Raw genomic sequence first — 23,962 nt, 5'->3', positions numbered from 1 at the left:
GGCTCGGGTTCCTTCGCTACGGGATTGATCCGGGCGCATCGCCTCCGGTTTGCTGCGCTGCACCTCCTCTCGATGTGTTTGGCTTCGCCAAACGGTCGCTGCGCTCCCACCCCCCGGATCAATCCCTCCACTCAGCCTTCCGACGGGCTTTAAGATCAAAAGCTGCACTCGAGCTAACGCTCATTGTGTTGAGTGGGGCGGCTTTGCCGCATGGGGCGCACACAAATTGAAACTGTAGGAGCCAGCCTGCTCGCGAACGCGGTTTATCAAACAACCCATCTCTTTCAGTCTTCCCCAATCAAGAGCCACAAAAAAGCCACCTCTCGGTGGCTTCTCTTTCAGCATCTTTGATCAGTCGTAGATCGCTTTCTTCTTCCAGTCTGCATCGGCTTCAACATCTTTGAGCCCTGCAGTCAGTTGGTTTTCTTCGCCTTCAACCGGTGCAATTTTGTCCATGACCTGGGCGTTGGCGCGGGCCAGCAGTTTTTCCAGGTATTGAAGTTGTTCGGAGTAGATTTGCGGGTCCTGCTGTTTGCGCAGGTATTGCACGCCGCGTTCGAAGGCGAGGCGGGCCTGGCCGGGCTGGTTTTGTTGCAGGGACTGCTGGCCGAGGTTGTTGAAGAACTCGATGTGCAGCAGGACCAGAATGTGGCGGACTTCACGCACCCAGTGTTTGGCTTCGTTCGGCGGCAGGAAGCCGTCGTGCGCGGCGCGGGTGATCTGGCCGTGGAGGGCTTCGAGCAGGAAGCGTACATCTTTGGCTTTGGCTTCGGTCAGGATCGGCGCCGGCGGATTGTTGACCGGGATCGATTCGCCCTGGGCCACCAGCGCGTTGAGTTCGGTGATGCGTGCTTTGGTTGTAGCGCTGGTTTTTTCCAGGTTCAGCAGACGCTGGCAGACGTTCAGTTCCAGTCGGGTCAGCAGCAGCTTGAGTGCCGGGGTCATGAACTGGCCGGGGAAGGTCTCGGTCAGTTCGCCGCAGCGGCTCAGGCGGTCGTTGAGTTCGACCTTGGTACGGATCTTCTCTACCTTGTTGTTTTCCACCACATGGTTCATGTAGCCAATGGCGATCAGAATTGCGATCCCGGCTATGACAAGCAGGGTGATCATGAGTGGTGTCACCGGTAAGACCTCTTTATAGGATTCGCATGCGAGTGTAGTGGCTGGGCATTTGTGCGCCTAGCGCCGCTCGACGAGTTGGATCGGTTGGTTCAATCTGTATCGGCCGCGCACTGCTTATATGAATGCTGGCGCTTAATGTTCAAATTGCCATCACTGTGTTGCGGACTATAGCGTCTTGGCGAGTGTCGGAATATAGGCGTCAAACCTCAAGCGACGGAAAAGCTTGCGGGGGCCCTTAAAGCAGGTCGAAGTCATTGATTTAAATAAATTTATATCAGGGGGTTGACGACCTCCCAATCCATCCATAGAATGCGCGCCACTTACAGCGTAAAGCACACAGCGAAACGCGGTAGGGAGTGAATGTTGTAGCGTGTCCCCTTCGTCTAGTGGCCTAGGACACCGCCCTTTCACGGCGGTAACAGGGGTTCGAGTCCCCTAGGGGACGCCAATGCGGGAATAGCTCAGTTGGTAGAGCACGACCTTGCCAAGGTCGGGGTCGCGAGTTCGAGTCTCGTTTCCCGCTCCATTTTTAAACAGCACTGCTTTCGGGCGGGGCTGAGTGAAACCAGAACCAAGTCTTCGGACGCGGATCTGGACACCGAAACACACACCATGTGTTCCGGGTAGCGTGTCCCCTTCGTCTAGTGGCCTAGGACACCGCCCTTTCACGGCGGTAACAGGGGTTCGAGTCCCCTAGGGGACGCCATTTGCGGGAATAGCTCAGTTGGTAGAGCACGACCTTGCCAAGGTCGGGGTCGCGAGTTCGAGTCTCGTTTCCCGCTCCAATTTCACAAAAACGCCGCTCATTCATGAGCGGCGTTTTTGTTTGTGCGTTTTTTGTATTTTCCCTGCCCGTTTCATCCATAGCAGTCGGCTCAGGTTCGTGGCTGTCAGTTGAAAAAAAAGGCCCGCCGATGAAAATCGGCGGGCCTTTTGCTTTGTGGGGAAAATTACCAGGACATCATCAATCGACCGGCAAACAGAATCAGCACGACGCCCATGGTGCGCTCGAACCAATGGCCCATGCGCATGAACAGCAAGCGCACTTTGTTGCTGGAGAAAAACAGCGCAACGATCACGAACCACAACGCGTTTACAAAACACATCCACAAGCCATAGAGCGCCTGGATTTGCAGCGGCGTATTGGCGCTGATGATCGTGGTGAAGATAGCCAGGAAAAACAGTGTGGCTTTGGGGTTGGTGGCATTGGTCAGAAAACCGGTACTGAAGGCCTTGAACAGGGTTTGCTCGACGATCGGTTCGTCTTTGTTTTTATCCCCTTCAAGTGTCGATTTCGGTTTGCTGCGCAGCAGGCTGACACCCAGGTACAAGATGTAAGCGCCACCAATCACCTTGGCGACAGTCAACAACCACGGCGTTGTATGCATCAAGGCGCCGACGCCAAGCAGGGTGTAGAGCACGTGCACGGAAATGCCCGCGCCGATGCCCAGCGCCGTGCAAATACCCACAATTCGTCCAAAACGCACACTCTGGCGAATGGTCACGGCGAAGTCAGGGCCAGGAGCGACCACAGCCAAAAAGTGAATGGTGGCCAGCGCCAGAAACTCGCCCAGGTAATTCGATAACATCTCAGCTCCAGAAGGTCAGGGGTGAAGCATTGCCGCGATAGCCGACAAAGAAGGAAAGGCTCAAGCGCGGATCCGCCACACCTGGCGTCACCGAGTGCATGCAGCGCGAATTGAACATGATGAAATCGCCGGGCTCGGGCCGCACTTCAAGGGTCGGCGGGCCAAGCAGTGCGGGGTCGATGCCGTAACTGTCGCCGCGCATTTCGTCGAACTGATCGGGAGAAATGTCGTCGTCCCACATTTGCAATGCGCCGCCCTCGGTCGGCATGTTCAAGTAAACGTTGCAGGCAAATTGCGCTTCGAGGCTGCGGGCCTGAAAGCTCTCCGGTGCGTCCTTGGCGAAAATGTCGTGATGGGCAAGGAAGCACACGCCCGGCTTCACCACCCGCGACAGGCCGACATACATCTTGCGACCGTAGAGGTTTTCCAGATGGGCACCGGCCGGCCAGGATTCGTCGAGCATGCAGCGCAAGGTGTCGACCGGCGAGGAATAGGGCGCACAGCGATTACGCAATTCAGCGATGTTGCTGGTGGCGCGTTCGAAGTAATCCTCGATCAACAGCGGTTGGTTTTCTGCCTCGTAAAACGCCATGCCGATGCGGCCGATACTCGGTGCGTTGATGTAGCCCTCAAAGCCTGGAGCGAGAATCTTGTCGCCAATCTGGATCGCCAGCGGCTCGGGCAAAAAGCCTTTGACGCGGATGGCGAGGACTTCTTCGTTGGCCAGTTTTTTTATGCACGTCTCATCGAGACGCTCGACGTCTAGCATCATTTTTTTAGGTCCATCTATCGATATTCAACGGAACCGGCGAGTGCGGTTCCCCGGCGCCGGACGCTGCGCAGGGCAGCGTCCGAAATGCTCAATCCACGCTGTAGTGGACGGACAACGTGCCTTTCTTCTGCGAAAGGGACGCGATCGTGACTGTGCCCAGATCCTTCAGGCTGCGTACATGGGTGCCACCGCAGCCATAGGCCGGCAGTTCACCAAAACCGATTTCCCGCGCGCCTTCGCGCAGCGAGGTCAGGCGCGGCAGATCATCTTCGATCCATTGGCCGATGCCGTGTTGAACGGTTTGTGCATCAACTTCTTGAGCCGCATCGCCCGGCTTGAATTGCACCCGGCCCTCATCCGGCCAGTGGTGCGCCTTGATTGGCATCCAGCCCATGGCCTGGACGAAATGCCCGATCAGGTGCCCGGCCGAATGCATGCGCGTGTTGAAGCAGCGGCGTTGTTCATCGACCCGGATACAGGTCATGCCGAGTTTTACCGGTCGGTCGACAAAATGAATGATCCGGTCCGGTTCCTGTACGACGCGCAGCACCTGGCTTTCGCCAATCCAGCCGGTGTCGCAGGGTTGGCCGCCACCTTGCGGGTGAAACAGAGTGGCGCGCAGCACTACGGCAAATTCGTTCTCGTAGGGCGTGCAGTCGAGGACTTCCACATTGGCCTTGAGGTCATCACTATGGAAAAAGAGGCGAAGCGTCATATTCCATGCCCTTATTAAAGTTTCTATTTTTATTATATGAATCGTGCAATAACGTGATAATCCGTTCAAACATCAAAGGACTTGTGCGCTGTGAGCATCAATCTTCCCTTGCCGTTGCTCGGCGAAATGGCGATTTTCGTCAAGGTCGTGGAGACCGGCAGCTTTTCTGAAGCGGCTCGCCAACTGGGTTCGTCGCCGTCGGCGATCAGTCGCAGTATTTCGCGACTGGAAAAGGCCTTGGCCACTCGCTTGTTGCAGCGCACTACGCGCAAGTTGCGCTTGAGTGATGGCGGGGAAGAGGTGTTCAAACGCTGTCAGGAGATGGTCAGCGCTGCCAAGTCAGTGATGGAAATCAGCGGGCAATTCACTCATGAAGCCGAGGGCCTGGTGCGGGTCAGCGTGCCGAAGGCGGTGGGGCGTTTTGTCATTCATCCACACATGCCCGAGTTTTTGCGGCGTTATCCCAAGGTTGATGTGGAGTTGCTGCTGGAGGATAGGCAAGTCGATCTGATTGACGACCATGTCGATCTGGCGATTCGAATTACTGATCGGCCGCCAGCCGGGTTGGTCGGGCGGCAGTTGCTGACCATTGATCATTTGCTCTGCGCCACTCCGCAATATCTGGCCGAACACGGCACGCCGACGCACCCTCAAGATTTGCTCAATCACAGCTGCATTTATCTGGGCGAAACCCCGAGTGATGCGCGCTGGAAATTCAAGAAAGGCAGCAAAGCGGTGACGGTTGGTGTGCGTGGTCGATATGCCGCCAACCACACCGGCGTGCGCCTGGGGGCGGTGTTACAGCACATCGGCATTGGCAGCCTGCCGTATTTCACTGCGCGTTATGCGCTGGAGCAAAAGTTGGTGGTGCAGGTGCTGCCGGACTGGACGTTCCTGGCTTCCTACCACGGTGGTCTGTGGCTGCTGCATTCGCCTACGCGCTACTTGCCGCCAAAACTGCGGGTGTTTATCGATTATCTGGTGGAGTGTCTGGACAAAGAGCCGACCTTGAGCAAACCGGGAAAGGCAGGCAATACCAGTAATGCAGCGATGGCCTACGAGCTGCCGGAGAGCGAGGGATTGCTTTAAAAGCTGAAGATCAAAAAAAGGCCCGCATGAATGGTCATGCGGGCCTTTTCATTACTCGATGAGTATCAGTGTTTGCTGTCCTGAGCGGACATCGCCAACAGCTGCTTTTCCTGGTTCCAGTCGAACGGCTCATCGTTCTGTTCAGCTTCAAATCGACGTTCTTCCAGCGCCTGATACATGTCGATTTCTTCATCGGCCAGGTAGTGCAGGCAGTCGCCGGCGAAGAACCACAGCAGATCCCGCGGGATCAAGTGGGCAATTTGCGGGTAACGGGTAATCACTTGAGTCAGGATGTCCTGGCCCAGGTATTGGCTTTCGATCGGATCGATCGGCAATGACGCCAGCAGTTCGTCGAAGCGCTCCAGGAACAAGGCATGGCTTTCTTCGGGAACCTGTTCGGCCTCACCTACGGCGACCAGGATACTGCGCAGGTGGTCGAGCAAAACAAGATGATCGGCAACGACGTTGGACACGAGATAAGTCCTCAAGAGCAAAACGGGCGCGGGAGTATAAAGCGCCCGCGCCCATTTTTCACAAATAAACAGCTATACGCTGGAAGGGATCAGCGGACTTTCCCCTCAGCCAGCGTCAGCTCCTCTTTGTCGAAGTCATCGACGTCGATCACCTTGCGCCGCGCCGCTTCGGCATCGCGCAAGCTCTGCGCTTCCACCGGTTGCAACACGCCGGCCTCCAAAGCCGCATCGATAGCGTGTTCGCCTGCGGCCGGTTTGACCTGACCGCTTTTCAGCGACGTGTGCAGTTTTTTATGCAGCGGTTGCGCGGTGTGCAGCAAGTCGCTGGCGTGTTGCAGCGCACCCACCGCATCGTCTGCCGATTGCGGGCGATAGCAGCCGGCAAGCAGTTCTTCCAGTGCCGGATCACCCTTGGCACGGCCAATGACACCCGCGACCTCGGCGCCGAGTTTGTCCGACGGACCTTTGTGACGACGACCGAACGGGAACACGATGACCCGCAATACACAGCCGAAGACTTTGTTCGGGAAGTTTCTCAGCAGTTCATCCAGTGCGCGTTCCGACTGGCCGAGGCTTTCTTCCATCGCCCAGCGGAACAGCGGCTCCATGTAAGCCGGCGAATCCAGATCGTGATATCGCTTGAGCGCGGCGGAGGCCAGATACAGGTTGCTCAATACATCGCCCAGACGTGCCGACAAGCGTTCGCGACGTTTCAGTTCGCCACCCAGCAACATCATGCTGAAGTCGGCCAGCATGGCGAATGCCGCGGCCTGACGATTGAGTGCGCGGAAGTAGCCTTGGCTGATTTTGTCCCCCGGCGCGTGTTCGAAGTGGCCGATACCCAGGTTCAGCACCAGCGTGCTGGCGGCATTGCTCACGGCGAACCCGATGTGTTTGAGCAGCAGGCCGTCGAACTCTTTCAGCGCCTGATCCTTGTCCTCGCGACCGGCGAGGGCCATTTCCTTGAGCACGAACGGATGGCAGCGAATCGCGCCCTGACCGAAGATCATCAGGTTGCGCGACAGAATGTTCGCACCTTCCACGGTGATGAAAATCGGCGCACCGTTCCAGCTGCGCCCAAGGTAGTTGTTCGGGCCCATGATGATCGCCTTGCCACCGTGCACATCCATGGCGTGGCTGATGCACTCGCGACCGCGTTCGGTGAGGTGGTACTTGAGGATCGCCGACAGCACCGACGGTTTCTCGCCCAGATCCACCGCGTTGGCGGTGAGCATGCGTGCGGCGTCCATCATCCAGGCGTTGCCGCCGATACGCGCCATCGCCTCTTGAATACCTTCGAAGGCCGACAGCGGCACATTGAACTGCTCGCGAATCTGCGCATATTGCCCGGTCACCAGACTGGTGAACTTGGCCGCGCCGGTGCCGACGGCCGGGAGCGAGATCGAACGCCCGACCGACAGGCAGTTCATCAGCATCATCCAGCCTTTGCCGAGCATCTCCTGACCACCGATGAGGAAGTCCAGCGGGATGAACACGTCTTTGCCCGAGTTCGGGCCGTTCATGAACGCAGCGCCCAGCGGCAGGTGCCGACGGCCGATTTCTACGCCCGCAGTATCGGTCGGAATCAGCGCCAGGCTGATGCCGAGGTCTTCCTTGTCACCCAGCAGGTGATCCGGGTCATACGCTTTGAAGGCCAGGCCGAGCAGAGTGGCCACCGGGCCGAGGGTGATGTAGCGCTTTTCCCAGTTCAGGCGCAGGCCAAGGACTTCCTGACCCTCCCACTGACCTTTGCAGATGATCCCGGTGTCGGGCATTGCGCCGGCGTCCGAACCAGCGAGCGGGCCGGTGAGGGCGAAGCACGGGATGTCATCGCCACGGGCGAGCCGCGGCAGATAGTGATTGCGTTGCTCGTCAGTGCCGTAATGCAGCAGCAATTCGGCTGGGCCTAGCGAGTTGGGCACCATGACCGTGGACGCGAGATCGCCGCTGCGGGTGGCGAGTTTCATCGCTACTTGGGAGTGAGCGTAGGCGGAGAAGCCTTTACCGCCGAATTCCTTGGGAATGATCAGGGCGAAGAAGCCGTGTTCCTTGATGTGCGTCCACGCTTCTGGGGGCAGATCCATCGACTGGCCGATCTGCCAGTCAGTGACCATCGCACAGAGTTCTTCGGTCGGGCCGTCGATAAAGGCCTGCTCTTCTTCGCTCAATTGCACCTTGGGATAGGACAGCAGTTTGTCCCAGTCCGGACGGCCGCTGAACAGTTCACCGTCCCACCAGACCGTGCCGGCATCGATCGCGTCGCGTTCGGTCTGCGACATCGGTGGCAGGGTTTTCTGGAACCAGTTGAACAGCGGCGCAGTGAAGTGTTTGCGACGCAGGTCGGGCAGCAGCAGCGGCGCGGCAACCACCGCCAGGACGACCCAGAACACCAGCAGCAGCCAGCCCGGCGCGTGACTGAAAATCCCCATTGCCAGCAGGTAGACGGCAACGATGCCCAACGCGGGCAGCGGGGCGATGCGCCGGTGGGCGAGATACGCCACGCCAACGATCAAAACCAGTATCCACAACAACAGCATATTTCAGTCCTCCGTGAACCAAGGCAAATCGACCCTCCAGAGCTTAGACGGCATCTGCAAAAGCGGGTGGTCAGAGCAAGGTGATTGAAATCGTGGGAAACCCCGGACGGTTTTCGTAGGTTCGGTGGGCAACGCGTGTGGGAAATCGTTCGCCAGTCCCGCGTCTTTGCGTCCAAGTTTGGCCGAAACGTCGTTATCTCTGTGCTTGAGCTGTCGCTAGACTCGGGGCTCACCCAGGAGATCTGTCGTCATGCACGAGTATCTGAGTCCCGGCCGCTTCATCGATAGTGACCACCCGGCGGTGGTGGAGTTCGCCGAAATGCATCGTGGTGCCAGCCGCGATCCACTCGCGCAGGCGGTCAGTCTGTATTACGCGGTGCGTGAGGCGGTGCGCTACAACCCTTACACCTTCAGTCGCGATCCGCAAACGTTGCGCGGCAGCTATGCGCTGGCGACAGGGGAAAGCTACTGCGTGCCGAAAGCCACGCTGCTCGCCGGGTGTGCTCGACATTGTGGAATCCCGGCGCGCATCGGTCTGGCCGATGTCCGCAATCATCTGTCGACCCCGCGTCTGCTTGAGCTTCTGAAAAGCGATATGTTCGCCATGCATGGCTATACCGAGTTGTTTCTCAATGGTCGCTGGGTCAAGGCAACACCGGCGTTCAACCAGAAACTCTGCGAATTGTTCAATGTGGCACCGCTGGAGTTCGACGGCATCAACGACAGCGTTTTCCACCCGTTCAACCGTGACGGTGCGCAACTGATGGAGTATCTGGTCGATCACGGCCAGTTCGCCGATGTGCCGGAAACCTTCTTCTTTGAACACCTGGAGAAGTGCTATCCACACCTGTTCGGTGATCATCAGCCGCAACTGTTGGGTGACATGCACAGTGATGTCAGGCTCGTCTGATCCGGCGTATGCTGCCTGCCCACTCATTTGCAAAGAGGCGGTCATGCTGAAGATCTGGGGACGGAAAAACTCATCGAATGTCAGGAAGCCACTGTGGGCTGCCGAGGAATTGGGCCTGGCTTACGAGGCGATTGATGCCGGTGGTGCGTTCGGCGTGGTCGACACGCCCGAGTACCGCGCGATGAACCCGAACGGTCGGGTGCCGGTGATTGAGGATGACGGCTTCGTGCTGTGGGAATCCAACGCCATCGTCCGCTATCTGCTGGCCAAACATGCGCCCGATAGCGCGTGGTATCCGGCGGATGCGCAGGCCCGGGCCACCGCCGACAAGTGGATGGACTGGACCACCTCGAGTTTTGCCGGGCCGTTCCGCACAGTGTTCTGGGGCGTGTTGCGTACCCCGGTGGACAAACAGGATTGGCCCGCCATCAACGCGGCGATTAAAGAATGTAATGAGTTGCTGAGCATGGCCGATCAGGCACTTGCCAGCCAACCGTACTTGTCCGGCAACGAAATCGGCATGGGCGATATTCCGCTCGGCAGTTTCATTTATGCCTGGTTCGAGATGCCTGTCGAACGCGCGGCACAACCGAATCTGCAAGCCTGGTACGAGCGCCTGAAACAGCGTCCGGCGTATCAGAAAGCAGTCATGACCGCGTTGACTTAATACCTACTATCGACACACTTGACTGTACTTGTGTGGCGACGGCAAGCACCATTGCGCTCGTGCGCCGCGGTTGTATCCCTCGCCGCCCGCCCTTATTTATGTCTTTCTTCCCTTCACCATGGTGCGTAAATCAGATATGAGTTCCGCTCTGTCCATCCGGCAGCTAACCAAAACCTACGGCAACGGGTTCCAGGCCTTGAGTGGTATCGATCTGGACGTCGCCGAAGGTGACTTCTTCGCCTTGCTCGGCCCCAACGGTGCCGGCAAATCCACGACCATCGGCATTCTCTCGACCCTGGTGAACAAGACCAGCGGCACGGTGAATATCTTTGGCAATGACCTGGACAAGAACCCGGCAGCGCTCAAGCGCTCGATCGGCGTGGTGCCCCAGGAATTCAACTTCAACCAGTTCGAAAAAACGTTCGATATCGTCGTGACCCAGGCCGGTTACTACGGCATTCCGGCGAAGATCGCCAAGGAACGCGCCGAGCAGTACCTGACCCAGCTCGGCCTGTGGGACAAGCGTGATGTGCCGTCGCGTTCGCTGTCCGGCGGCATGAAGCGTCGCTTGATGATTGCCCGTGCGCTGGTGCATGAACCGCGCCTGCTGATCCTCGACGAACCGACTGCCGGGGTCGACATCGAGCTGCGCCGTTCGATGTGGACGTTCCTCACCGAACTGAATCAGAAAGGCATCACCATCATCCTCACCACGCACTATCTGGAAGAGGCTGAGCAGTTATGCCGCAACATCGGCATCATCGACCACGGCACGATCGTCGAAAATACCAGCATGAAACAACTGCTGGGCCAGTTGCACGTTGAAACCTTCCTGCTGGACCTGAAAAACGACTTGAATGCCGCGCCGCAATTGATCGGCTATCCCGCCCGGTTGATCGACAGCCATACCCTGGAAGTCCAGGTCGACAAGTCCATGGGCATCACCGCGCTGTTCGGCCAACTGGCCCTGCAGAGCATCGAGGTGCTGAGCCTGCGTAATAAAACCAATCGCCTCGAGGAACTGTTCGTGTCCCTGGTGGAGAAAAATCTGTCGAAGGTGGCGGTATGAGTTCCGAATTCCGTCCCAACCTCGTCGCACTCCAAACCATCGTTTACCGCGAGGTCAAACGCTTTACCCGGATCTGGCCGCAGACATTGCTGCCGCCGGCGATCACCATGGTTCTGTACTTCGTGATCTTCGGCAACCTGATCGGCCGGCAGATCGGCGACATGGGTGGCTTCACTTACATGGAGTACATCGTGCCGGGGCTGATCATGATGTCGGTGATCACCAACTCCTACGGCAACGTGGTGTCGAGTTTCTTCGGCAGCAAATTCCAGCGTTCCATCGAAGAGTTGATGGTCTCGCCGGTGTCGCCGCACACGATCCTTATCGGCTACACCTGTGGTGGCGTGTTGCGCGGGTTGATGGTCGGCGTCATCGTGACCATCCTGTCGCTGTTCTTCACCCATTTGCAGGTGCATCACCTGGGTGTGACCATTCTGGTGGTGGTACTGACGGCAACAATCTTCTCGTTGCTGGGTTTCATCAACGCCGTGTTTGCACGCAACTTCGATGACATTTCGATCATCCCGACGTTCGTGCTGACGCCGCTGACCTATCTGGGGGGCGTGTTCTACTCGATCACTCTGCTGCCGCCGTTCTGGCAGACCGTATCGCTGGCCAACCCGGTGTTGCACATGGTCAACGCCTTTCGCTACGGCATTCTTGGGGTGTCGGATATCCGCATCGGCATTGCGATCACCTTCATGCTGGTAGCGACCGTGGTGCTGTATTTCGGTTGCGCGCGGTTGCTGGTGAGTGGGCGCGGGATGCGTACTTAAGAGCGCACAATATCCCTGTAGGATTGATGGCGTCAGTCCAGGCAGCACAAAAAAACGGCCTCCCATTGCGGAGGCCGTTTTGCATTCACGACATTCGTTTCTTTTTGCGCCGTGCCCATTGCCGCGCTACCCACCAGCGCCAATACATCATCACCGCGCAATAGGCGAGGGCACCAAGCACCAGCCCTACTACCACCGAACCCAGCAAAAACGGTTGCCACAACGTCGACAGCTCGCCGCTGATCCATTCCCACGTCAGCTCATCCGGCAGATGCCGTGCCGGCACATCCATCAACCACGCACCGGCCTGATAGGTGCAGAAAAACACCGCGGGCATGGTGATCGGATTAGTCAGCCAGACCAGGCTGACGGCGATTGGCATGTTGCCACGCACGATGATGGCCAGCGCTGCTGCAACCAGCATCTGCGCCGGAATCGGCAGAAACGCAGCAAACAGCCCGACCGCCATCGCGCGAGCCACCGAGTGACGATTGAGGTGCCAGAGGTTCGGGTCATGCAGCAACTTGCCGAGAAAGCGTAAGGATTTGTGTTCCCTGATGCTCGTCGGGTCGGGCATGTAACGTTTGAATAAGCGCCGGGGCATAAGGCTTCTCGGTCGGTTAAGGCGGCAAGTATGTCTGGATTCTACGAAGCCCCCATTCAGACTTTGTGACAATTGTTGACGACGGTCGTGCGAAAGAGCCGCTATGCCTAAGAGCGGGACTCTCAAGGACGGGCTTATGCGCACAGGGATGATGGCGCTGGCAGTCGGTCTGCTTGCCTCTGTTTTTATGCCGGCGTTACCGCCGGTCTGGTTGTTGCTGTTGTTGCCGATCGCCGGTTTGATGTTGCTGCCGTTTCGCAGCTATCCATTGGCTTTTTTGCTGTTTGGGTTCACTTGGGCCTGTGTCGGCGCGCAATGGGCATTGAATGATCGATTGCCGGTCAAACTCGACGGTGAGACCCGCTGGCTTGAAGGGCGGGTGGTCGGCTTGCCGCAAATCAGCGAAGGTGTGGTGCGTTTTGAATTGGCTGATGCGCGCTCGCGTCACGGCAAACTGCCGCCGCTGATGCGTCTGGCGTGGTACGCCGGGCCGCCGGTCAACAGTGGCGAACGCTGGCGCCTGGCGGTCAAGCTCAAGCGTCCTGGCGGTTTACTCAATGCTGATGCCTTCGATTACGAAGCCTGGTTGCTGGCGCAACGCATCGGCGCAACCGGCACGATCAAGGATGGCCAGCGCCTGAGCGAAGCGCGATGGGCGTGGCGCGACAGCATTCGTCAGCGTTTGCTTGAGGTGGACGCCCAGGGGCGGGCAGGCGCGTTGGCGGCCTTGGTACTGGGCGATGGCTCCGGGCTCAGTCGCGAGGATTGGCAGATCCTGCAGGACACCGGCACCGTGCATTTGCTGGTGATCTCCGGCCAGCACATCGGCATGTTGGCGGCGGTGATGTACTTGCTGGTCGCCGGGTTGGCCCGATATGGGCTGTGGCCGTTGCGTTGGCCTTGGCTGTCGTGGGCCTGTGGTCTGGCATTCGCTGCCGCGCTCGGTTACGGGCTGCTCGCCGGATTTGATGTGCCAGTGCGCCGGGCCTGCGTGATGGTCGGGCTGGTGCTGTTATGGCGCCTGCGTTTTCGCCATCTCGGCGCGTGGTGGCCGCTGTTGTTGGCGTTCAACTGCGTGCTGTTGCTCGATCCGCTAGCCAGTTTACGGCCCGGTTTTTGGCTGTCCTTCGCGGCGGTGGCGGTGCTTGTCTTCACTTTTGGCGGTCGCCTCGGGGCGTGGCGCTGGTGGCAGACGTGGACGCTGGCGCAATGGCTGATTGCGATCGGTTTGTGCCCGGTGCTGATGGCGCTGAACCTGCCGATCAGTCTCAGTGGGCCGTTGGCGAATTTGCTCGCAGTGCCCTGGGTCAGCCTGGTGGTGTTGCCACCGGCACTGCTCGGAACGTTGTTGCTGCCGGTGCCGTATGTCGGTGAGGGGCTGTTGTGGCTGTCCGGCGGTTTGATCGACTGGCTATTTCAAGGTCTGGCGGTAATCGCCGGGCACTGGCCCGCGTGGATTGCGCCGTCGATTCCCATGTGGGCGTTGGCCATCGGCAGTCTCGGTGCCGTGCTGCTGCTATTGCCCCGTGGGGTACCGCTGCGTCCGCTGGGTTGGCCCTTGCTGCTGGTCCTTGTGGTACCGCCAAGAGAGCGGCTGGACGCAGGATTGGCCGATATCTGGCAGCTCGATGTTGGTCAGGGGCTGGCGATTCTGATCCGCACCCGGCATCACACCTTGCTCTACGACGCCGGGCCGCGTTTCGGTGATTTCGATCTCGGTGAGCGTGTTGTGCTGCCGGCCTTGCGCAAATTGAGGGTCGAGAAACTTGATTTGATGCTGCTCAGCCACGCCGATGCGGATCATGCCGGTGGGGCCCTGGCAGTGGCGCGCAGCTTGAAGGTGGATCGAGTCATCAGTGGTGACCCACCGGGATTGCCCGCCGAATTGAATGCCGAAGCCTGCGAAAGCGCACGCCAGTGGCACTGGGATGGCGTCAGTTTTCAGCCCTGGCAATGGTCGGATGCCCACGACAGTAATCAGCGCTCCTGCGTATTGCAGATCGAGGCTAATGGTGAGCGCCTGCTGTTGACCGGTGATATCGACACCCATGCCGAGCGCGTCTTGCTGGAAAGTCCATTGGCGGTGCCTACGCAATGGCTGCAAGCGCCGCACCACGGCAGTCGTAGTTCCTCTTCAATGGCCTTGCTCAAAGCCTTGAACCCCGACGCTGTGCTGATTTCTCGAGGCCACAGCAATTCCTTCGGGCATCCGCACCCCACCGTGCTCGCCCGCTATCGCAAACAGGGTCTGCGCATCTACGACAGCGCCGTGCATGGCGCCATCCATCTGCAACTCGGTACCTTCAAACCGCCCAGGACAATGCGCCAACACCGACGCTTCTGGCGTGATCCGCCCGCTTTTGCCCGTTGATCGGGGGGCGCACGAATGCGGCATCACGGTCGTCGGAGCGGCGGGTCTTAATCGCGAACCGGTATGGTAAAGTGGCGCACTTTTTCGAGGGGACTGTCACTGTGTGGGAATTGGTCAAATCCGGCGGCTGGATGATGTTGCCGATCATTCTGAGTTCCATCGCGGCCATGGCGATTGTCGCCGAGCGCCTGTGGACCCTGCGCGCCAGCCGCGTTACCCCCGAGCATTTGCTGGGCCAGGTCTGGGTCTGGATCAAGGACAAACAGCTCAATAAAGAAAAACTCAAGGAATTGCGCGCCAATTCGCCGCTGGGTGAAATCCTCGCGGCGGGCCTGGCCAACTCCAAGCATGGTCGCGAGATCATGAAAGAGTGCATCGAAGAAGCCGCAGGCCGGGTGATCCACGAACTCGAGCGCTACGTCAATGCACTCGGCACCATCGCTGCCATGGCGCCGTTGTTGGGGCTGTTGGGTACAGTGTTGGGCATGATCGATATTTTCAGTGCTTTTACCGGTTCAGGCATGACCACTAATGCGTCAGTGCTGGCCGGCGGTATTTCCAAAGCGCTGATCACCACTGCGGCAGGCCTGATGGTGGGTATTCCGGCGGTGTTCTTCCACCGTTTCCTGCAGCGTCGCATCGATGAGTTGGTGGTGGGCATGGAGCAGGAAGCAATCAAACTGGTTGAAGTGGTGCAGGGCGACCGTGACGTCGACCTGGCCGAGGGCCGCGCGTGAAATTCCGTCGCAAGCCCCGGGAAACCGTGGACATCAACCTCGCGTCACTGATCGACGTGGTGTTCATCCTGCTGCTGTTTTTCGTCGTGACCACCACGTTTACCCGCGAGACCCAGTTGCGTGTCGATCTGCCGGAAGCGGTCAGTGGTTCGCCGGCCGAAGATCAGCAGGTCAAGCAGATCGACGTCGCCATCAGCGCCGAGGGCGTGTTTTCGGTGAACAACAAGATTCTGCCGAAAAACGATCTGCCGACTTTGATGGAAGCCATGCAGAAGGAATCCAACGGTGACACCAATATGCCGTTGTCGATCAGCGCTGATGGCAAGACTCAGCATCAATCGGTGATCACCGCCATGGACGCGGCCGGCAAGCTCGGTTTCAGCCATCTGCGCATGACCACGGTCGAGGCGGCGCCCAAATCCTGATGAGCCTGTCTGATCGTTTGCTCGCCGCGTGGTATCAGGGGCACCCGGCCCTGACGCTGTTGCGGCCGCTGGAAATGCTCTATCGCCGCGTCGTCGTCGGCAAGCGTCAGCGCTTTCTCGATGGCGAGGGCGAAATCTATCAGCCGCCAGTGCCGTTGATCGTGGTGGGCAATATCACTGTCGGCGGCACCGGCAAGACGCCAATGATCCTCTGGCTGATCGAACATTGCCGACGCCGCGGTTTGCGCGTGGGTGTGGTCAGCCGTGGTTATGGCGCCAAACCGCCGCAACTGCCGTGGCGGGTCGAAGCGGAGCAAAGCGCTGACATCGCAGGCGACGAGCCATTGCTGATCGTCCAGCGCACCGGCGTGCCGCTGATGATCGATCCTGATCGCAGTGCGGCGGTCAAAGCCTTGCTCGCCAGCGAACCGCTGGACCTGATCCTGTCCGACGACGGTATGCAGCATTACCGTCTGGGCCGGGATCTGGAACTGGTGTTGATTGACGCCGCCCGGGGTCTGGGCAATAAGCGTTGCCTGCCCGCCGGGCCTTTGCGCGAGCCGATCGAACGTTTGCAAAGCGTCGACGGCGTGCTGTTCAACGGCGCGACGGACGATCGCGAGGACGGGTTCGCCTTCCGCCTGCAACCCACCGCGCTGGTCAATCTGCGCAGTGGCGAGCATAAGCCGCTCGATCATTTTTCTGCCGGTCAAAGCGTGCATGCGGTCGCCGGGATTGGCAATCCGCAACGTTTCTTCAATACCCTCGAAGCGCTAGACTGGCGCCCAGTCCCCCATGCGTTTGCCGACCACGCCGAGTACAGCGTGCAGGCCTTGAATTTCACGCCGCCATTGCCGTTGGTGATGACTGAAAAGGACGCGGTGAAGTGCCGTGCCTTCGCTGCTGCCGATTGGTGGTATATGGCGGTCGATGCGGTGCCGTCGCCGGCCTTTGTGGCTTGGTTCGACATCCAACTGATGCGTCTGTTACCGGATCGGCTTTTGCCTTAACTCTTTATTCCAGGGAATGTTCATGGACACCAAATTGCTCGATATCCTCGCGTGCCCTATCTGCAAAGGCCCGCTCAAGCTCAGCGCCGACAAGACCGAGCTGATCAGTAAGGGCGCCGGTCTGGCATATCCGATCCGCGACGGCATCCCGGTGATGCTCGAAACTGAAGCCCGCACCCTGACCACCGACGAGCGCCTGGATAAATGACCACAGCCTTCACCGTTGTCATCCCGTCGCGGTACGCCTCCACTCGGCTGCCGGGTAAACCGCTGCTGTTGATTGCCGGCAAGCCGATGATCCAGCACGTCTGGGAACAGGCGAGCAAAAGCAGCGCCAGCCGTGTAGTCGTCGCGACCGACGATGCGCGTATCGTCGAGGCCTGCAAGGGCTTTGGTGCCGAAGTGGTGCTGACCCGTGAAGACCACAATTCCGGCACCGACCGTCTGGCCGAAGTCGCGGCGAAACTGGGCCTTGAGGCCAACGCGATCGTGGTCAACGTGCAGGGCGACGAGCCGTTGATCCCGCCGAGCGTGATCGATCAGGTCGCCGCCAACCTTGCCGCCCACACCGAAGCGCGCATGGCCACCCTGGCCGAGCCGATCGAAGACGTGGAAACCCTGTTCAATCCGAACGTGGTCAAAGTTGTCAGCGACGTTAATGGTCTGGCGCTGACCTTCAGCCGTGCAACCTTGCCGTGGGCGCGCGATGCGTTCGCCAAGAATCGCGAGCAATTGCCAGAAGGCGTGCCTTATCGTCGCCACATCGGCATTTATGCCTACCGCGCCGGTTTCCTCCAGGATTTCGTGAGCTGGGGCCCTTGCTGGCTGGAAAACACTGAATCCCTGGAGCAACTGCGTGCCCTGTGGCACGGCGTGCGGATTCATGTCGCCGACGCGCTGATCGCACCGCCAACCGGTGTCGACACCGTCGAAGACCTCGAACGCGTTCGTCGCCTGCTGGAGGCCTGATGCGCGTTTTGTTTGTGTGCCTGGGCAACATCTGCCGGTCACCCACAGCGGAAGGCGTGTTGCGCCAAAAACTGCGTGAAGCGGGGCTGGCGGATCAGGTCGAAGTGGCCTCCGCCGGCACGGGTGACTGGCACGTCGGCAATCCGCCGGACAAACGCAGCCAGGCCGCAGCCAAAGTGCGCGGTTATGACCTGTCGGCGCAACGCGCGCAGCAGGTCAGCCGTGCCGACTTCGCCAGTTATGACCTGATCCTGGCCATGGACAACAGCAATCTGCGCAATCTCAAGGCGTTGCAACCGTCCACCGGCAAGGCCGAACTGGATCTGTTCCTGCGCCGTTATGCCGGGTTGGTCGATGAAGTACCTGATCCGTATTACGACGGCGATCAGGGGTTCGAGCAGGTCCTTGACCTGATCGAAGCGGCCTGTGACCAACTGTTGATCGAAGTGAAGGGGCGGTTATGAGTTTGTTGGTACAACCGCAGGTTTCCCTGAAACCGTTCAACAGTTTTGGTGTGGAGGTTCGCGCGCAACTGTTTGCCGAAGCCCACAGCGATGATGATGTACGCGAAGCCTTGGCGTATGCCGAGTCCCGCGATGTGCCATTGCTGGTGATCGGTGGTGGCAGCAACTTGCTGCTGACCGCTGATATCCCGGCGCTGGTACTGCGCATGGCCACTCGCGGTATTCGCGTGATCAGTGATGACGGCAACCGCGTGGTGATCGAAGCCGAAGCCGGCGAACCGTGGCATCCGTTCGTGCAACACACCCTGGCGCAGGGGTTGTCCGGGCTGGAAAACCTCAGTCTGATTCCCGGCACCGTCGGCGCTGCGCCGATGCAGAACATCGGTGCCTACGGTGTCGAGATCAAGGATGTATTCGCCGGGCTCACGGCGCTGGATCGCCAGACCGGCGAGCTGCGCGATTTCAGCCTGGAGGAATGCAACTTCGCCTACCGCGACAGCCTGTTCAAGCAGGAGCCGGGACGTTGGTTGATTCTGCGGGTGCGCTTCAAGCTCGACCGCGCTGCACATCTGCATCTGGAATACGGTCCGGTGCGTCAGCGTCTGAACGAGCAGGGCATCGAACAACCGACGCCTACTGACGTCAGCCGCGCAATTTGCAGCATCCGCAGCGAAAAACTCCCGGACCCGGCGGTGCTCGGTAATGCCGGCAGCTTCTTCAAGAACCCGCTGGTGTCGGCGGCGCTGGTTGAGCAGATCAAGGCTCAACACCCGGATCTGGTGGCCTATGCGCAGCCGGATGGGCAGATGAAATTGGCCGCCGGTTGGCTGATCGAGCGCGCAGGCTGGAAAGGTTTCCGTGAGGCCGATGCCGGCGTGCATAAATTGCAGGCGCTGGTGCTGGTCAATTACGGCGCGGCGACGGGGCTGCAATTGCTCGATCTGGCGCAGCGTATCCAGAAAGATATTTCCGAGCGTTTCAATGTCGAACTGGAAATGGAGCCCAATCGTTATTGAGGCTAAGCTTTCAAGGCGCCATCCAAAGCCCTGCACTGATAAAAAGTGCAGGGCTTTTTTGTTAATGCTGGGTTAACTTAGCGAGCTAACGATACCAGCCATTTGCTCCACCAAAGGCCCGGTGCAGACGTTTTCGTCGGCGCAAGAGAGCCTGACTAGCCTGAGTCGATCTGCGAACCCACCGCTGATGTTTCCGGCGGCAGATTGCTCGACCCCATAACCTCCAAAAATATGCGGGCGTGCCCATGATTACCCTAAAACTCAACGGTCAAGACCATCCCCTCGATGTCACTGAAGACATGCCGCTGCTCTGGGCAATTCGTGACGTCGCCGGTTACAACGGCACCAAGTTCGGTTGCGGCATGGGCCTGTGCGGCGCCTGCACCATTCATATCGACGGCTTGCCCGCGCGCAGCTGCATCACGCCGATCGGCTCGGTGGTCGGGCAGAACGTGACCACCATCGACAACCTTCATGCTGACCCGGTCGGGCAAGTCGTCCAGCAGGCCTGGCTCGACAGCGCCGTGGCCCAGTGCGGTTTCTGTCAGGGTGGCCAGATCATGTCTGCCACCGCGCTACTGAAAACCAATCCGAACCCTAGCGACGAGCAGATCGAAGAAGCGATGGTCGGCAACATTTGCCGCTGCGGCACCTACAACCGGATCAAAACCGCGATCCGTCAGGCTTCCACTCATCTGAAGGAGGCCAAGGCATGAGTCGCCTACCGAATGATTTCGCCCTGAGCAACCTCAGCCGCCGTGGGTTTCTCAAAGGCGTCAGCGCCACCGGCGCGCTGGTGCTGGCGGCAAGTTGGGGCTGGCAGGATGCGTTGGCCGAAGACAAACCGAAGAAATTTGGCGCCGATGGCATGCCCAACGGCTGGATCGATGATCCTAAGGTCTACGTCAGCATCGCTGCTGACGGCACGGTAACCGTGGTGTGCAACCGTTCCGAGATGGGCCAGGGCGTGCGTACCAGCCTGACCATGGTCGTCGCTGATGAGCTGGAAGCCGATTGGGCCAAGGTCAAAGTGCAGCAGGCGCCGGGCGATGAAGTGCGCTTCGGCAACCAGGACACCGACGGTTCGCGCAGTATGCGTCACTGGTACGAGCCGATGCGTCGCTGTGGCGCCGCTGCCCGGACCATGCTTGAGCAAGCGGCGGCTGAGCAGTGGAAAGTGCCGGTCGGCGAGTGCCACGCACAGTTGCACAAAGTTCTGCACAAACCGTCCGGCCGCGAGCTGGGCTATGGCGAACTTGCCGCCGCCGCCAGTGCCTTGGCAGTACCGGCGCGCGACAGCTTGCGCCTCAAGCAGCCGTCGGAGTTTCGCTACATCGGCAAGGAAGGCACCAAAGCCATCGACGGCGACGACATCGTCAATGGCCGCGCGGTTTACGGCGCCGACGTGCATTTCGACGGCATGCTGTATGCGACCATCGCCCGTCCGGCGGTTTACGGCGGCAAGGTCAAATCGGTCGATGACAGCGCTGCGCTGAAAGTCCCCGGTGTGCTTAAAGTCATTCAGATCGAAAGCCGCCCGCTACCTTCAGAGTTTCAGCCATTGGGCGGTGTGGCAGTTATCGCCAGTAACACCTGGGCGGCCATCAAGGGCCGCGAAGCGCTGAAAATCGAGTGGGACGATGGCCCGAACGCCAGTTACGACTCGATTGCCTATCGTAAAGAGCTGGAAGCCGCTTCGCTGAAGCCCGGTAAAGTGGTGCGCAATACCGGTGATATCGACAAAGCTCTAAGCGGCGCCGCCAGCACCCTCGAAGCTTCTTATTATTTGCCGCACCTGGCGCAGGCGCCGATGGAGCCGATGGTTGCCATCGCCCGTTTCAAGGACGGTGTCTGCGAAGCCTGGGCACCGAGTCAGGCGCCGCAGGTGACTCGCGAGCGAATCGCAGAGCGCCTCGGCCTGCCGTTCGATAACGTCACGTTCAATGTGACGCTGCTGGGCGGTGGTTTTGGTCGTAAGTCAAAACCGGACTTCGTCGTTGAAGCCGCGATTCTCGCCAAAGAATTCCCTGGCAAAGCTGTGCGGGTGCAATGGACGCGCGAGGACGATATCCACAACTCGTATTTACACACCGTGTCCGCCGAATATCTGAAGGCCGGTGTTGGCAAGGACGGCATGCCGTCCGGCTGGCTGCATCGCACCGTGGCGCCGAGCATCACTGCGCTGTTCGCTCCCGGTATGAACCATGAAGCGGCGTTCGAACTGGGCATGGGTTTCACCAACATGGCCTATGCCATTCCCAACGTGCGCCTGGAAAACCCCGAAGCCACGGTGCATACGCGGGTCGGCTGGTATCGCTCGGTGTCGAACATTCCCCACGGGTTCGCGATCCAGAGCTTTGTCGATGAACTGGCGCACAAGGCCGGTGTTGATCCGCTCAAGTACCAGGTCAAGTTGCTTGGCCCGGATCGACAGATCGATCCGCGCACCTTGAGCGAAGAGTGGAACTACGGCGAATCCCCTGAGCGCTATCCGATCGACACCGGGCGCATGCGCACCGTACTGGAAACCGCGGCCAAGGCTGCCGGTTGGGGTCGCAAGTTACCCAAGGGTCGTGGCCTGGGGCTGGCGGTGCACTACAGCTTCGTCACCTATGTGGCGGCGGTAATCGAAGTCGAGGTCAAGGACGATGGCACGCTGATCGTGCACAAGGCTGACATCGCCGTCGATTGCGGGCCGCAGATCAACCCTGAGCGCATCCGTTCGCAGTTCGAGGGCGCCTGCGTCATGGGCCTTGGTAACGCGGTGCTGGGTGAGATCAGCTTCAAGGACGGCAAGGTGCAGCAGGACAACTTCCATATGTACGAGGTCGCGCGCATGTCGCTGGCGCCGAAGGAAGTCGCGGTGCATCTGGTGACGCCACCGGGCGACGTACCGTTGGGTGGTGTCGGTGAACCGGGTGTGCCGCCGATTGCGCCGGCGCTGTGCAATGCGATTTTCGCGGCCACCGGCCAACGCATCCGCAACCTGCCAGTGCGTTATCAGTTGCAGGGCTGGCAGAAGGCGCAGGCGTAATGGACAGCGTCGACCTCAACGTCCTGCGCAGCGTGCTCGAATGGCGCCGCGCCGGGCAGCGGGTGGTGCTGTTCAGCGTGGTGCAGACCTGGGGCACCGCGCCCCGGTCACCCGGCGCCATGCTGGCATTGCGCGAGGATGGCGTGGTGATCGGCTCGGTGTCGGGCGGGTGTGTCGAGGATGACTTGATCGCCCGCCTGCACGACGGGCGCATCGCTACCGATGGGCCACCGGTGCAATTGATCACCTACGGCGTCACCCGCGAAGAGGCGGCGCGGTTTGGCCTGCCTTGCGGCGGTACGCTGCGTCTGACCGAGGAGCGTGTCGGTGATCCATCATGGGTTGCCGAACTGCTCGCGCGTTGCGAAGCCCATGAAATTGTTGCCCGTGAGCTGGACATTGAAACCGGTGAAGTGGTTTTGACTGGTGCCAGCAAGTCAGATTCTTTGGTGTTCGACGGCAAGGTCCTGCGCGCCATTTATGGCCCGCGCTGGCGTCTGCTGTTGATCGGCGCCGGACAGCTGTCGCGGTACGTGGCGGACATGGCGCGGTTGCTGGATTTCGAAGTGCTGATTTGTGATCCGCGCACCGAATTCGTCTACGGTTGGGAAGAGCATCACGGTCGTTTCGTCCCAGGGATGCCGGATGACGCGGTATTGAGCATTCAGACCGATGAGCGCACGGCAATTGTCGCGCTGACTCACGATCCGCGCCTGGATGACATGGCCTTGCTGACCGCCCTCGATTCGCCGGCCTTTTATGTCGGCGCGCTGGGTTCGCGGGTCAATAGTCAGAAGCGTCGGGAGAATCTGGCTCAGCTAGGTTTGTCGGAACAGGCCATCGCTCGGTTGCACGGGCCGATCGGTTTGCATATCGGCAGTCATTCGCCGGCGGAAATCGCTTTGTCCCTTTTGGCGGAAATTGTCGCGATCAAGAACGGCGTTGAATTGAAGCAGAAGAAGTCACTGGAGGGCGCATGAGTCGATCCATCGGTGTGATTGTGCTGGCGGCGGGCGAGGGCAGTCGCTTTCGCCAAGTGGCGGGTGCGGACAAGGACAAATTGCTGGCCGGTTGCACCGGGCGTGATGGCGCTGTGCGCTCGGTGATCGAGCAGGTGTTGGTGAACCTGCCAGCTAGCCTCGACAAGCGCGTGCTGGTGACCACTGAGGCTCGACCGCAGGCAATGCGCATGGCGCAGGCCTATGGCTGTGATGTGGTTTCGATTGAATCGACTGGCATGGGCGACAGTATTGCTGCGGGTGTGGCGGCTTGCCCGGATGTGGATGGCTGGTTGATCGTGTTGGGAGATATGCCGTTTATCTTGCCGTCGAGCATCGAGCGGGTGGTCGCGGCGATGGCTGACGATGCGGTGAGCGTGCCGGTGCAGGATGGCGAATTTGGGCATCCAGTGGGGTTTGGTCGTTCGTTTGGTCTGGAGTTGTTGGCGTTGTCCGGTGATCGCGGGGCCAGGCCTTTGTTGAAGCAGGGAAGGGTGGTGGAAGTGGCGGTGGATGATCCAGGGGTGTTGTGGGATATCGATGTGCCTGAGGCGTTGGTGTTCAAGTAACAGCAAGATCAAAAGGCATAAAAAAGCCCCGCCTGAATCATCAGGC

The 23,962-nt window shown here is 59.5% G+C and carries 24 protein-coding genes and 4 tRNA genes; 21 read left to right on the top strand and 7 right to left on the bottom strand.

Going from position 1 to position 23,962, the window contains the following annotated elements:
* Positions 1-351: 351 nt before the first annotated feature.
* Positions 352-1,110, bottom strand: a complete 759-nt coding sequence (locus tag ACA074_RS20160) for a hypothetical protein (protein ID WP_497677660.1) — start codon at positions 1,108-1,110, stop codon at positions 352-354.
* Between the two features lie 384 nt (positions 1,111-1,494).
* Here ACA074_RS20160 and ACA074_RS20155 point away from each other — a divergent pair.
* The 4 genes from ACA074_RS20155 (at position 1,495) to ACA074_RS20140 (ending at position 1,907) form a co-directional block, all read left to right on the top strand.
* Positions 1,495-1,570, top strand: a tRNA-Glu gene (locus ACA074_RS20155).
* Positions 1,571-1,572: 2 nt separating this feature from the next.
* A tRNA-Gly gene (locus ACA074_RS20150) sits at positions 1,573-1,648 on the top strand.
* A gap of 104 nt (positions 1,649-1,752) precedes the next feature.
* A tRNA-Glu gene (locus ACA074_RS20145) sits at positions 1,753-1,828 on the top strand.
* Between the two features lie 3 nt (positions 1,829-1,831).
* Positions 1,832-1,907 (top strand) — tRNA-Gly (locus tag ACA074_RS20140).
* Positions 1,908-2,072: 165 nt separating this feature from the next.
* Here the strand turns inward: ACA074_RS20140 and ACA074_RS20135 are convergent.
* The 3 genes from ACA074_RS20135 to ACA074_RS20125 all read right to left on the bottom strand — a co-directional run bounded on the left by ACA074_RS20135 (position 2,073) and on the right by ACA074_RS20125 (position 4,198).
* Positions 2,073-2,711: a LysE family translocator gene (locus ACA074_RS20135; RefSeq protein ID WP_401270164.1), complete on the bottom strand. Its 639-nt coding sequence runs from the start codon at positions 2,709-2,711 to the stop codon at positions 2,073-2,075.
* Position 2,712: 1 nt separating this feature from the next.
* Positions 2,713-3,483, bottom strand: coding sequence for a 2OG-Fe(II) oxygenase (locus ACA074_RS20130; protein ID WP_401270162.1), 771 nt, complete (start codon positions 3,481-3,483; stop codon positions 2,713-2,715).
* 88 nt (positions 3,484-3,571) lie between these two features.
* Positions 3,572-4,198, bottom strand: coding sequence for an alanyl-tRNA editing protein (locus ACA074_RS20125; RefSeq protein ID WP_489878987.1), 627 nt, complete (start codon positions 4,196-4,198; stop codon positions 3,572-3,574).
* A 90-nt stretch (positions 4,199-4,288) separates the two neighbouring features.
* On the opposite strand from ACA074_RS20125, the gene ACA074_RS20120 reads away from it, so the two are divergent.
* Entirely contained in the window at positions 4,289-5,287 is a 999-nt protein-coding gene (locus tag ACA074_RS20120) for a LysR family transcriptional regulator (RefSeq protein WP_489878988.1), read from the top strand.
* A gap of 65 nt (positions 5,288-5,352) precedes the next feature.
* On the opposite strand, the gene ACA074_RS20115 is transcribed toward ACA074_RS20120, so the two are convergent.
* On the bottom strand, positions 5,353-5,760 hold the full coding sequence (locus tag ACA074_RS20115) for a PA2817 family protein (protein ID WP_305439164.1): 408 nt from the start codon (positions 5,758-5,760) through the stop codon (positions 5,353-5,355).
* An 89-nt stretch (positions 5,761-5,849) separates the two neighbouring features.
* A complete protein-coding gene (locus tag ACA074_RS20110; RefSeq protein ID WP_497615128.1) occupies positions 5,850-8,297 on the bottom strand; it encodes an acyl-CoA dehydrogenase in 2,448 nt (815 codons plus the stop codon).
* 250 nt (positions 8,298-8,547) lie between these two features.
* Here ACA074_RS20110 and ACA074_RS20105 point away from each other — a divergent pair, with 250 nt between their 5' ends.
* The 4 genes from ACA074_RS20105 (at position 8,548) to ACA074_RS20090 (ending at position 11,719) form a co-directional block, all read left to right on the top strand.
* Entirely contained in the window at positions 8,548-9,207 is a 660-nt protein-coding gene (locus ACA074_RS20105) for a transglutaminase-like domain-containing protein (protein ID WP_187677815.1), read from the top strand.
* Positions 9,208-9,250: 43 nt separating this feature from the next.
* Positions 9,251-9,874 (top strand): glutathione S-transferase family protein, encoded by a 624-nt coding sequence (locus tag ACA074_RS20100; protein ID WP_401270148.1) that lies wholly within the window; start codon positions 9,251-9,253, stop codon positions 9,872-9,874.
* Between the two features lie 136 nt (positions 9,875-10,010).
* Positions 10,011-10,943, top strand: a complete 933-nt coding sequence (locus ACA074_RS20095) for an ABC transporter ATP-binding protein (RefSeq protein ID WP_489878991.1) — start codon at positions 10,011-10,013, stop codon at positions 10,941-10,943.
* A complete protein-coding gene (locus ACA074_RS20090) occupies positions 10,940-11,719 on the top strand; it encodes an ABC transporter permease (protein ID WP_187677812.1) in 780 nt (259 codons plus the stop codon). The genes ACA074_RS20095 and ACA074_RS20090 overlap by 4 nt, the downstream gene beginning before the upstream one ends.
* 85 nt (positions 11,720-11,804) lie before the next feature.
* Here the strand turns inward: ACA074_RS20090 and ACA074_RS20085 are convergent, their stop codons facing one another.
* Positions 11,805-12,323, bottom strand: coding sequence for a DUF2062 domain-containing protein (locus ACA074_RS20085; RefSeq protein WP_187677811.1), 519 nt, complete (start codon positions 12,321-12,323; stop codon positions 11,805-11,807).
* Positions 12,324-12,459: 136 nt separating this feature from the next.
* Here ACA074_RS20085 and ACA074_RS20080 point away from each other — a divergent pair, with 136 nt between their 5' ends.
* The 12 genes from ACA074_RS20080 to ACA074_RS20025 all read left to right on the top strand — a co-directional run bounded on the left by ACA074_RS20080 (position 12,460) and on the right by ACA074_RS20025 (position 23,916).
* Positions 12,460-14,694: a DNA internalization-related competence protein ComEC/Rec2 gene (locus ACA074_RS20080; protein WP_497677659.1), complete on the top strand. Its 2,235-nt coding sequence runs from the start codon at positions 12,460-12,462 to the stop codon at positions 14,692-14,694.
* A 101-nt stretch (positions 14,695-14,795) separates the two neighbouring features.
* A complete protein-coding gene (gene pocA, locus ACA074_RS20075) occupies positions 14,796-15,431 on the top strand; it encodes a flagellar polar localization protein PocA (protein ID WP_167394894.1) in 636 nt (211 codons plus the stop codon).
* The gene (gene pocB, locus ACA074_RS20070; protein WP_489878993.1) at positions 15,428-15,856 is read left to right on the top strand and encodes a flagellar polar localization protein PocB; all 429 of its coding nucleotides are present in this window, start codon (positions 15,428-15,430) and stop codon (positions 15,854-15,856) included. Before pocA ends, pocB begins: the two co-directional genes overlap by 4 nt.
* Positions 15,856-16,866 (top strand): tetraacyldisaccharide 4'-kinase, encoded by a 1,011-nt coding sequence (gene lpxK, locus ACA074_RS20065; RefSeq protein WP_497677658.1) that lies wholly within the window; start codon positions 15,856-15,858, stop codon positions 16,864-16,866. Before pocB ends, lpxK begins: the two co-directional genes overlap by 1 nt.
* Before the next feature lie 22 nt (positions 16,867-16,888).
* Complete coding sequence (locus tag ACA074_RS20060; RefSeq protein ID WP_187677807.1) at positions 16,889-17,074, top strand: Trm112 family protein; 186 nt, start codon at positions 16,889-16,891, stop codon at positions 17,072-17,074.
* Positions 17,071-17,835 carry a 3-deoxy-manno-octulosonate cytidylyltransferase gene (kdsB, locus tag ACA074_RS20055; protein ID WP_497677657.1) on the top strand — a complete coding sequence of 255 codons (765 nt, stop codon included), beginning with the start codon at positions 17,071-17,073 and terminating at the stop codon, positions 17,833-17,835. Before ACA074_RS20060 ends, kdsB begins: the two co-directional genes overlap by 4 nt.
* Positions 17,835-18,299, top strand: a complete 465-nt coding sequence (locus ACA074_RS20050) for a low molecular weight protein-tyrosine-phosphatase (protein WP_305439152.1) — start codon at positions 17,835-17,837, stop codon at positions 18,297-18,299. Before kdsB ends, ACA074_RS20050 begins: the two co-directional genes overlap by 1 nt.
* Complete coding sequence (murB, locus tag ACA074_RS20045) at positions 18,296-19,315, top strand: UDP-N-acetylmuramate dehydrogenase (protein WP_401270134.1); 1,020 nt, start codon at positions 18,296-18,298, stop codon at positions 19,313-19,315. The genes ACA074_RS20050 and murB overlap by 4 nt, the downstream gene beginning before the upstream one ends.
* 245 nt (positions 19,316-19,560) lie before the next feature.
* Positions 19,561-20,031, top strand: coding sequence for a (2Fe-2S)-binding protein (locus ACA074_RS20040; protein ID WP_123466814.1), 471 nt, complete (start codon positions 19,561-19,563; stop codon positions 20,029-20,031).
* Positions 20,028-22,349: a xanthine dehydrogenase family protein molybdopterin-binding subunit gene (locus tag ACA074_RS20035; protein WP_497677656.1), complete on the top strand. Its 2,322-nt coding sequence runs from the start codon at positions 20,028-20,030 to the stop codon at positions 22,347-22,349. Before ACA074_RS20040 ends, ACA074_RS20035 begins: the two co-directional genes overlap by 4 nt.
* Positions 22,349-23,329: an XdhC family protein gene (locus tag ACA074_RS20030; RefSeq protein ID WP_497615124.1), complete on the top strand. Its 981-nt coding sequence runs from the start codon at positions 22,349-22,351 to the stop codon at positions 23,327-23,329. Before ACA074_RS20035 ends, ACA074_RS20030 begins: the two co-directional genes overlap by 1 nt.
* Positions 23,326-23,916, top strand: coding sequence for a nucleotidyltransferase family protein (locus ACA074_RS20025; protein ID WP_497677655.1), 591 nt, complete (start codon positions 23,326-23,328; stop codon positions 23,914-23,916). The genes ACA074_RS20030 and ACA074_RS20025 overlap by 4 nt, the downstream gene beginning before the upstream one ends.
* Positions 23,917-23,962 lie beyond the last annotated feature (46 nt).

The organism is Pseudomonas sp. LBUM1655, assembly GCF_059716085.1.
Note: the sequence above shows the minus strand (reverse complement) of the source record. Positions and strands in the feature narration are given on the sequence as shown.

Bases quoted from the DNA above. Each gene is read 5' to 3' on its own strand.
- ACA074_RS20160 (WP_497677660.1), bottom strand. From the start codon at position 1,110: ATGATCACCCTGCTTGTCATAGCCGGGATCGCAATTCTGATCGCCATT.
- ACA074_RS20135 (WP_401270164.1), bottom strand. From the start codon at position 2,711: ATGTTATCGAATTACCTGGGCGAGTTTCTGGCGCTGGCCACCATTCAC.
- ACA074_RS20130 (WP_401270162.1), bottom strand. From the start codon at position 3,483: ATGATGCTAGACGTCGAGCGTCTCGATGAGACGTGCATAAAAAAACTG.
- ACA074_RS20125 (WP_489878987.1), bottom strand. From the start codon at position 4,198: ATGACGCTTCGCCTCTTTTTCCATAGTGATGACCTCAAGGCCAATGTG.
- ACA074_RS20110 (WP_497615128.1), bottom strand. From the start codon at position 8,297: ATGCTGTTGTTGTGGATACTGGTTTTGATCGTTGGCGTGGCGTATCTC.
- ACA074_RS20105 (WP_187677815.1), top strand. From the start codon at position 8,548: ATGCACGAGTATCTGAGTCCCGGCCGCTTCATCGATAGTGACCACCCG.
- ACA074_RS20100 (WP_401270148.1), top strand. From the start codon at position 9,251: ATGCTGAAGATCTGGGGACGGAAAAACTCATCGAATGTCAGGAAGCCA.
- ACA074_RS20095 (WP_489878991.1), top strand. From the start codon at position 10,011: ATGAGTTCCGCTCTGTCCATCCGGCAGCTAACCAAAACCTACGGCAAC.
- ACA074_RS20090 (WP_187677812.1), top strand. From the start codon at position 10,940: ATGAGTTCCGAATTCCGTCCCAACCTCGTCGCACTCCAAACCATCGTT.
- ACA074_RS20085 (WP_187677811.1), bottom strand. From the start codon at position 12,323: ATGCCCCGGCGCTTATTCAAACGTTACATGCCCGACCCGACGAGCATC.
- ACA074_RS20080 (WP_497677659.1), top strand. From the start codon at position 12,460: ATGCGCACAGGGATGATGGCGCTGGCAGTCGGTCTGCTTGCCTCTGTT.
- lpxK (WP_497677658.1), top strand. From the start codon at position 15,856: ATGAGCCTGTCTGATCGTTTGCTCGCCGCGTGGTATCAGGGGCACCCG.
- ACA074_RS20060 (WP_187677807.1), top strand. From the start codon at position 16,889: ATGGACACCAAATTGCTCGATATCCTCGCGTGCCCTATCTGCAAAGGC.
- kdsB (WP_497677657.1), top strand. From the start codon at position 17,071: ATGACCACAGCCTTCACCGTTGTCATCCCGTCGCGGTACGCCTCCACT.
- ACA074_RS20050 (WP_305439152.1), top strand. From the start codon at position 17,835: ATGCGCGTTTTGTTTGTGTGCCTGGGCAACATCTGCCGGTCACCCACA.
- murB (WP_401270134.1), top strand. From the start codon at position 18,296: ATGAGTTTGTTGGTACAACCGCAGGTTTCCCTGAAACCGTTCAACAGT.
- ACA074_RS20040 (WP_123466814.1), top strand. From the start codon at position 19,561: ATGATTACCCTAAAACTCAACGGTCAAGACCATCCCCTCGATGTCACT.
- ACA074_RS20035 (WP_497677656.1), top strand. From the start codon at position 20,028: ATGAGTCGCCTACCGAATGATTTCGCCCTGAGCAACCTCAGCCGCCGT.
- ACA074_RS20030 (WP_497615124.1), top strand. From the start codon at position 22,349: ATGGACAGCGTCGACCTCAACGTCCTGCGCAGCGTGCTCGAATGGCGC.
- ACA074_RS20025 (WP_497677655.1), top strand. From the start codon at position 23,326: ATGAGTCGATCCATCGGTGTGATTGTGCTGGCGGCGGGCGAGGGCAGT.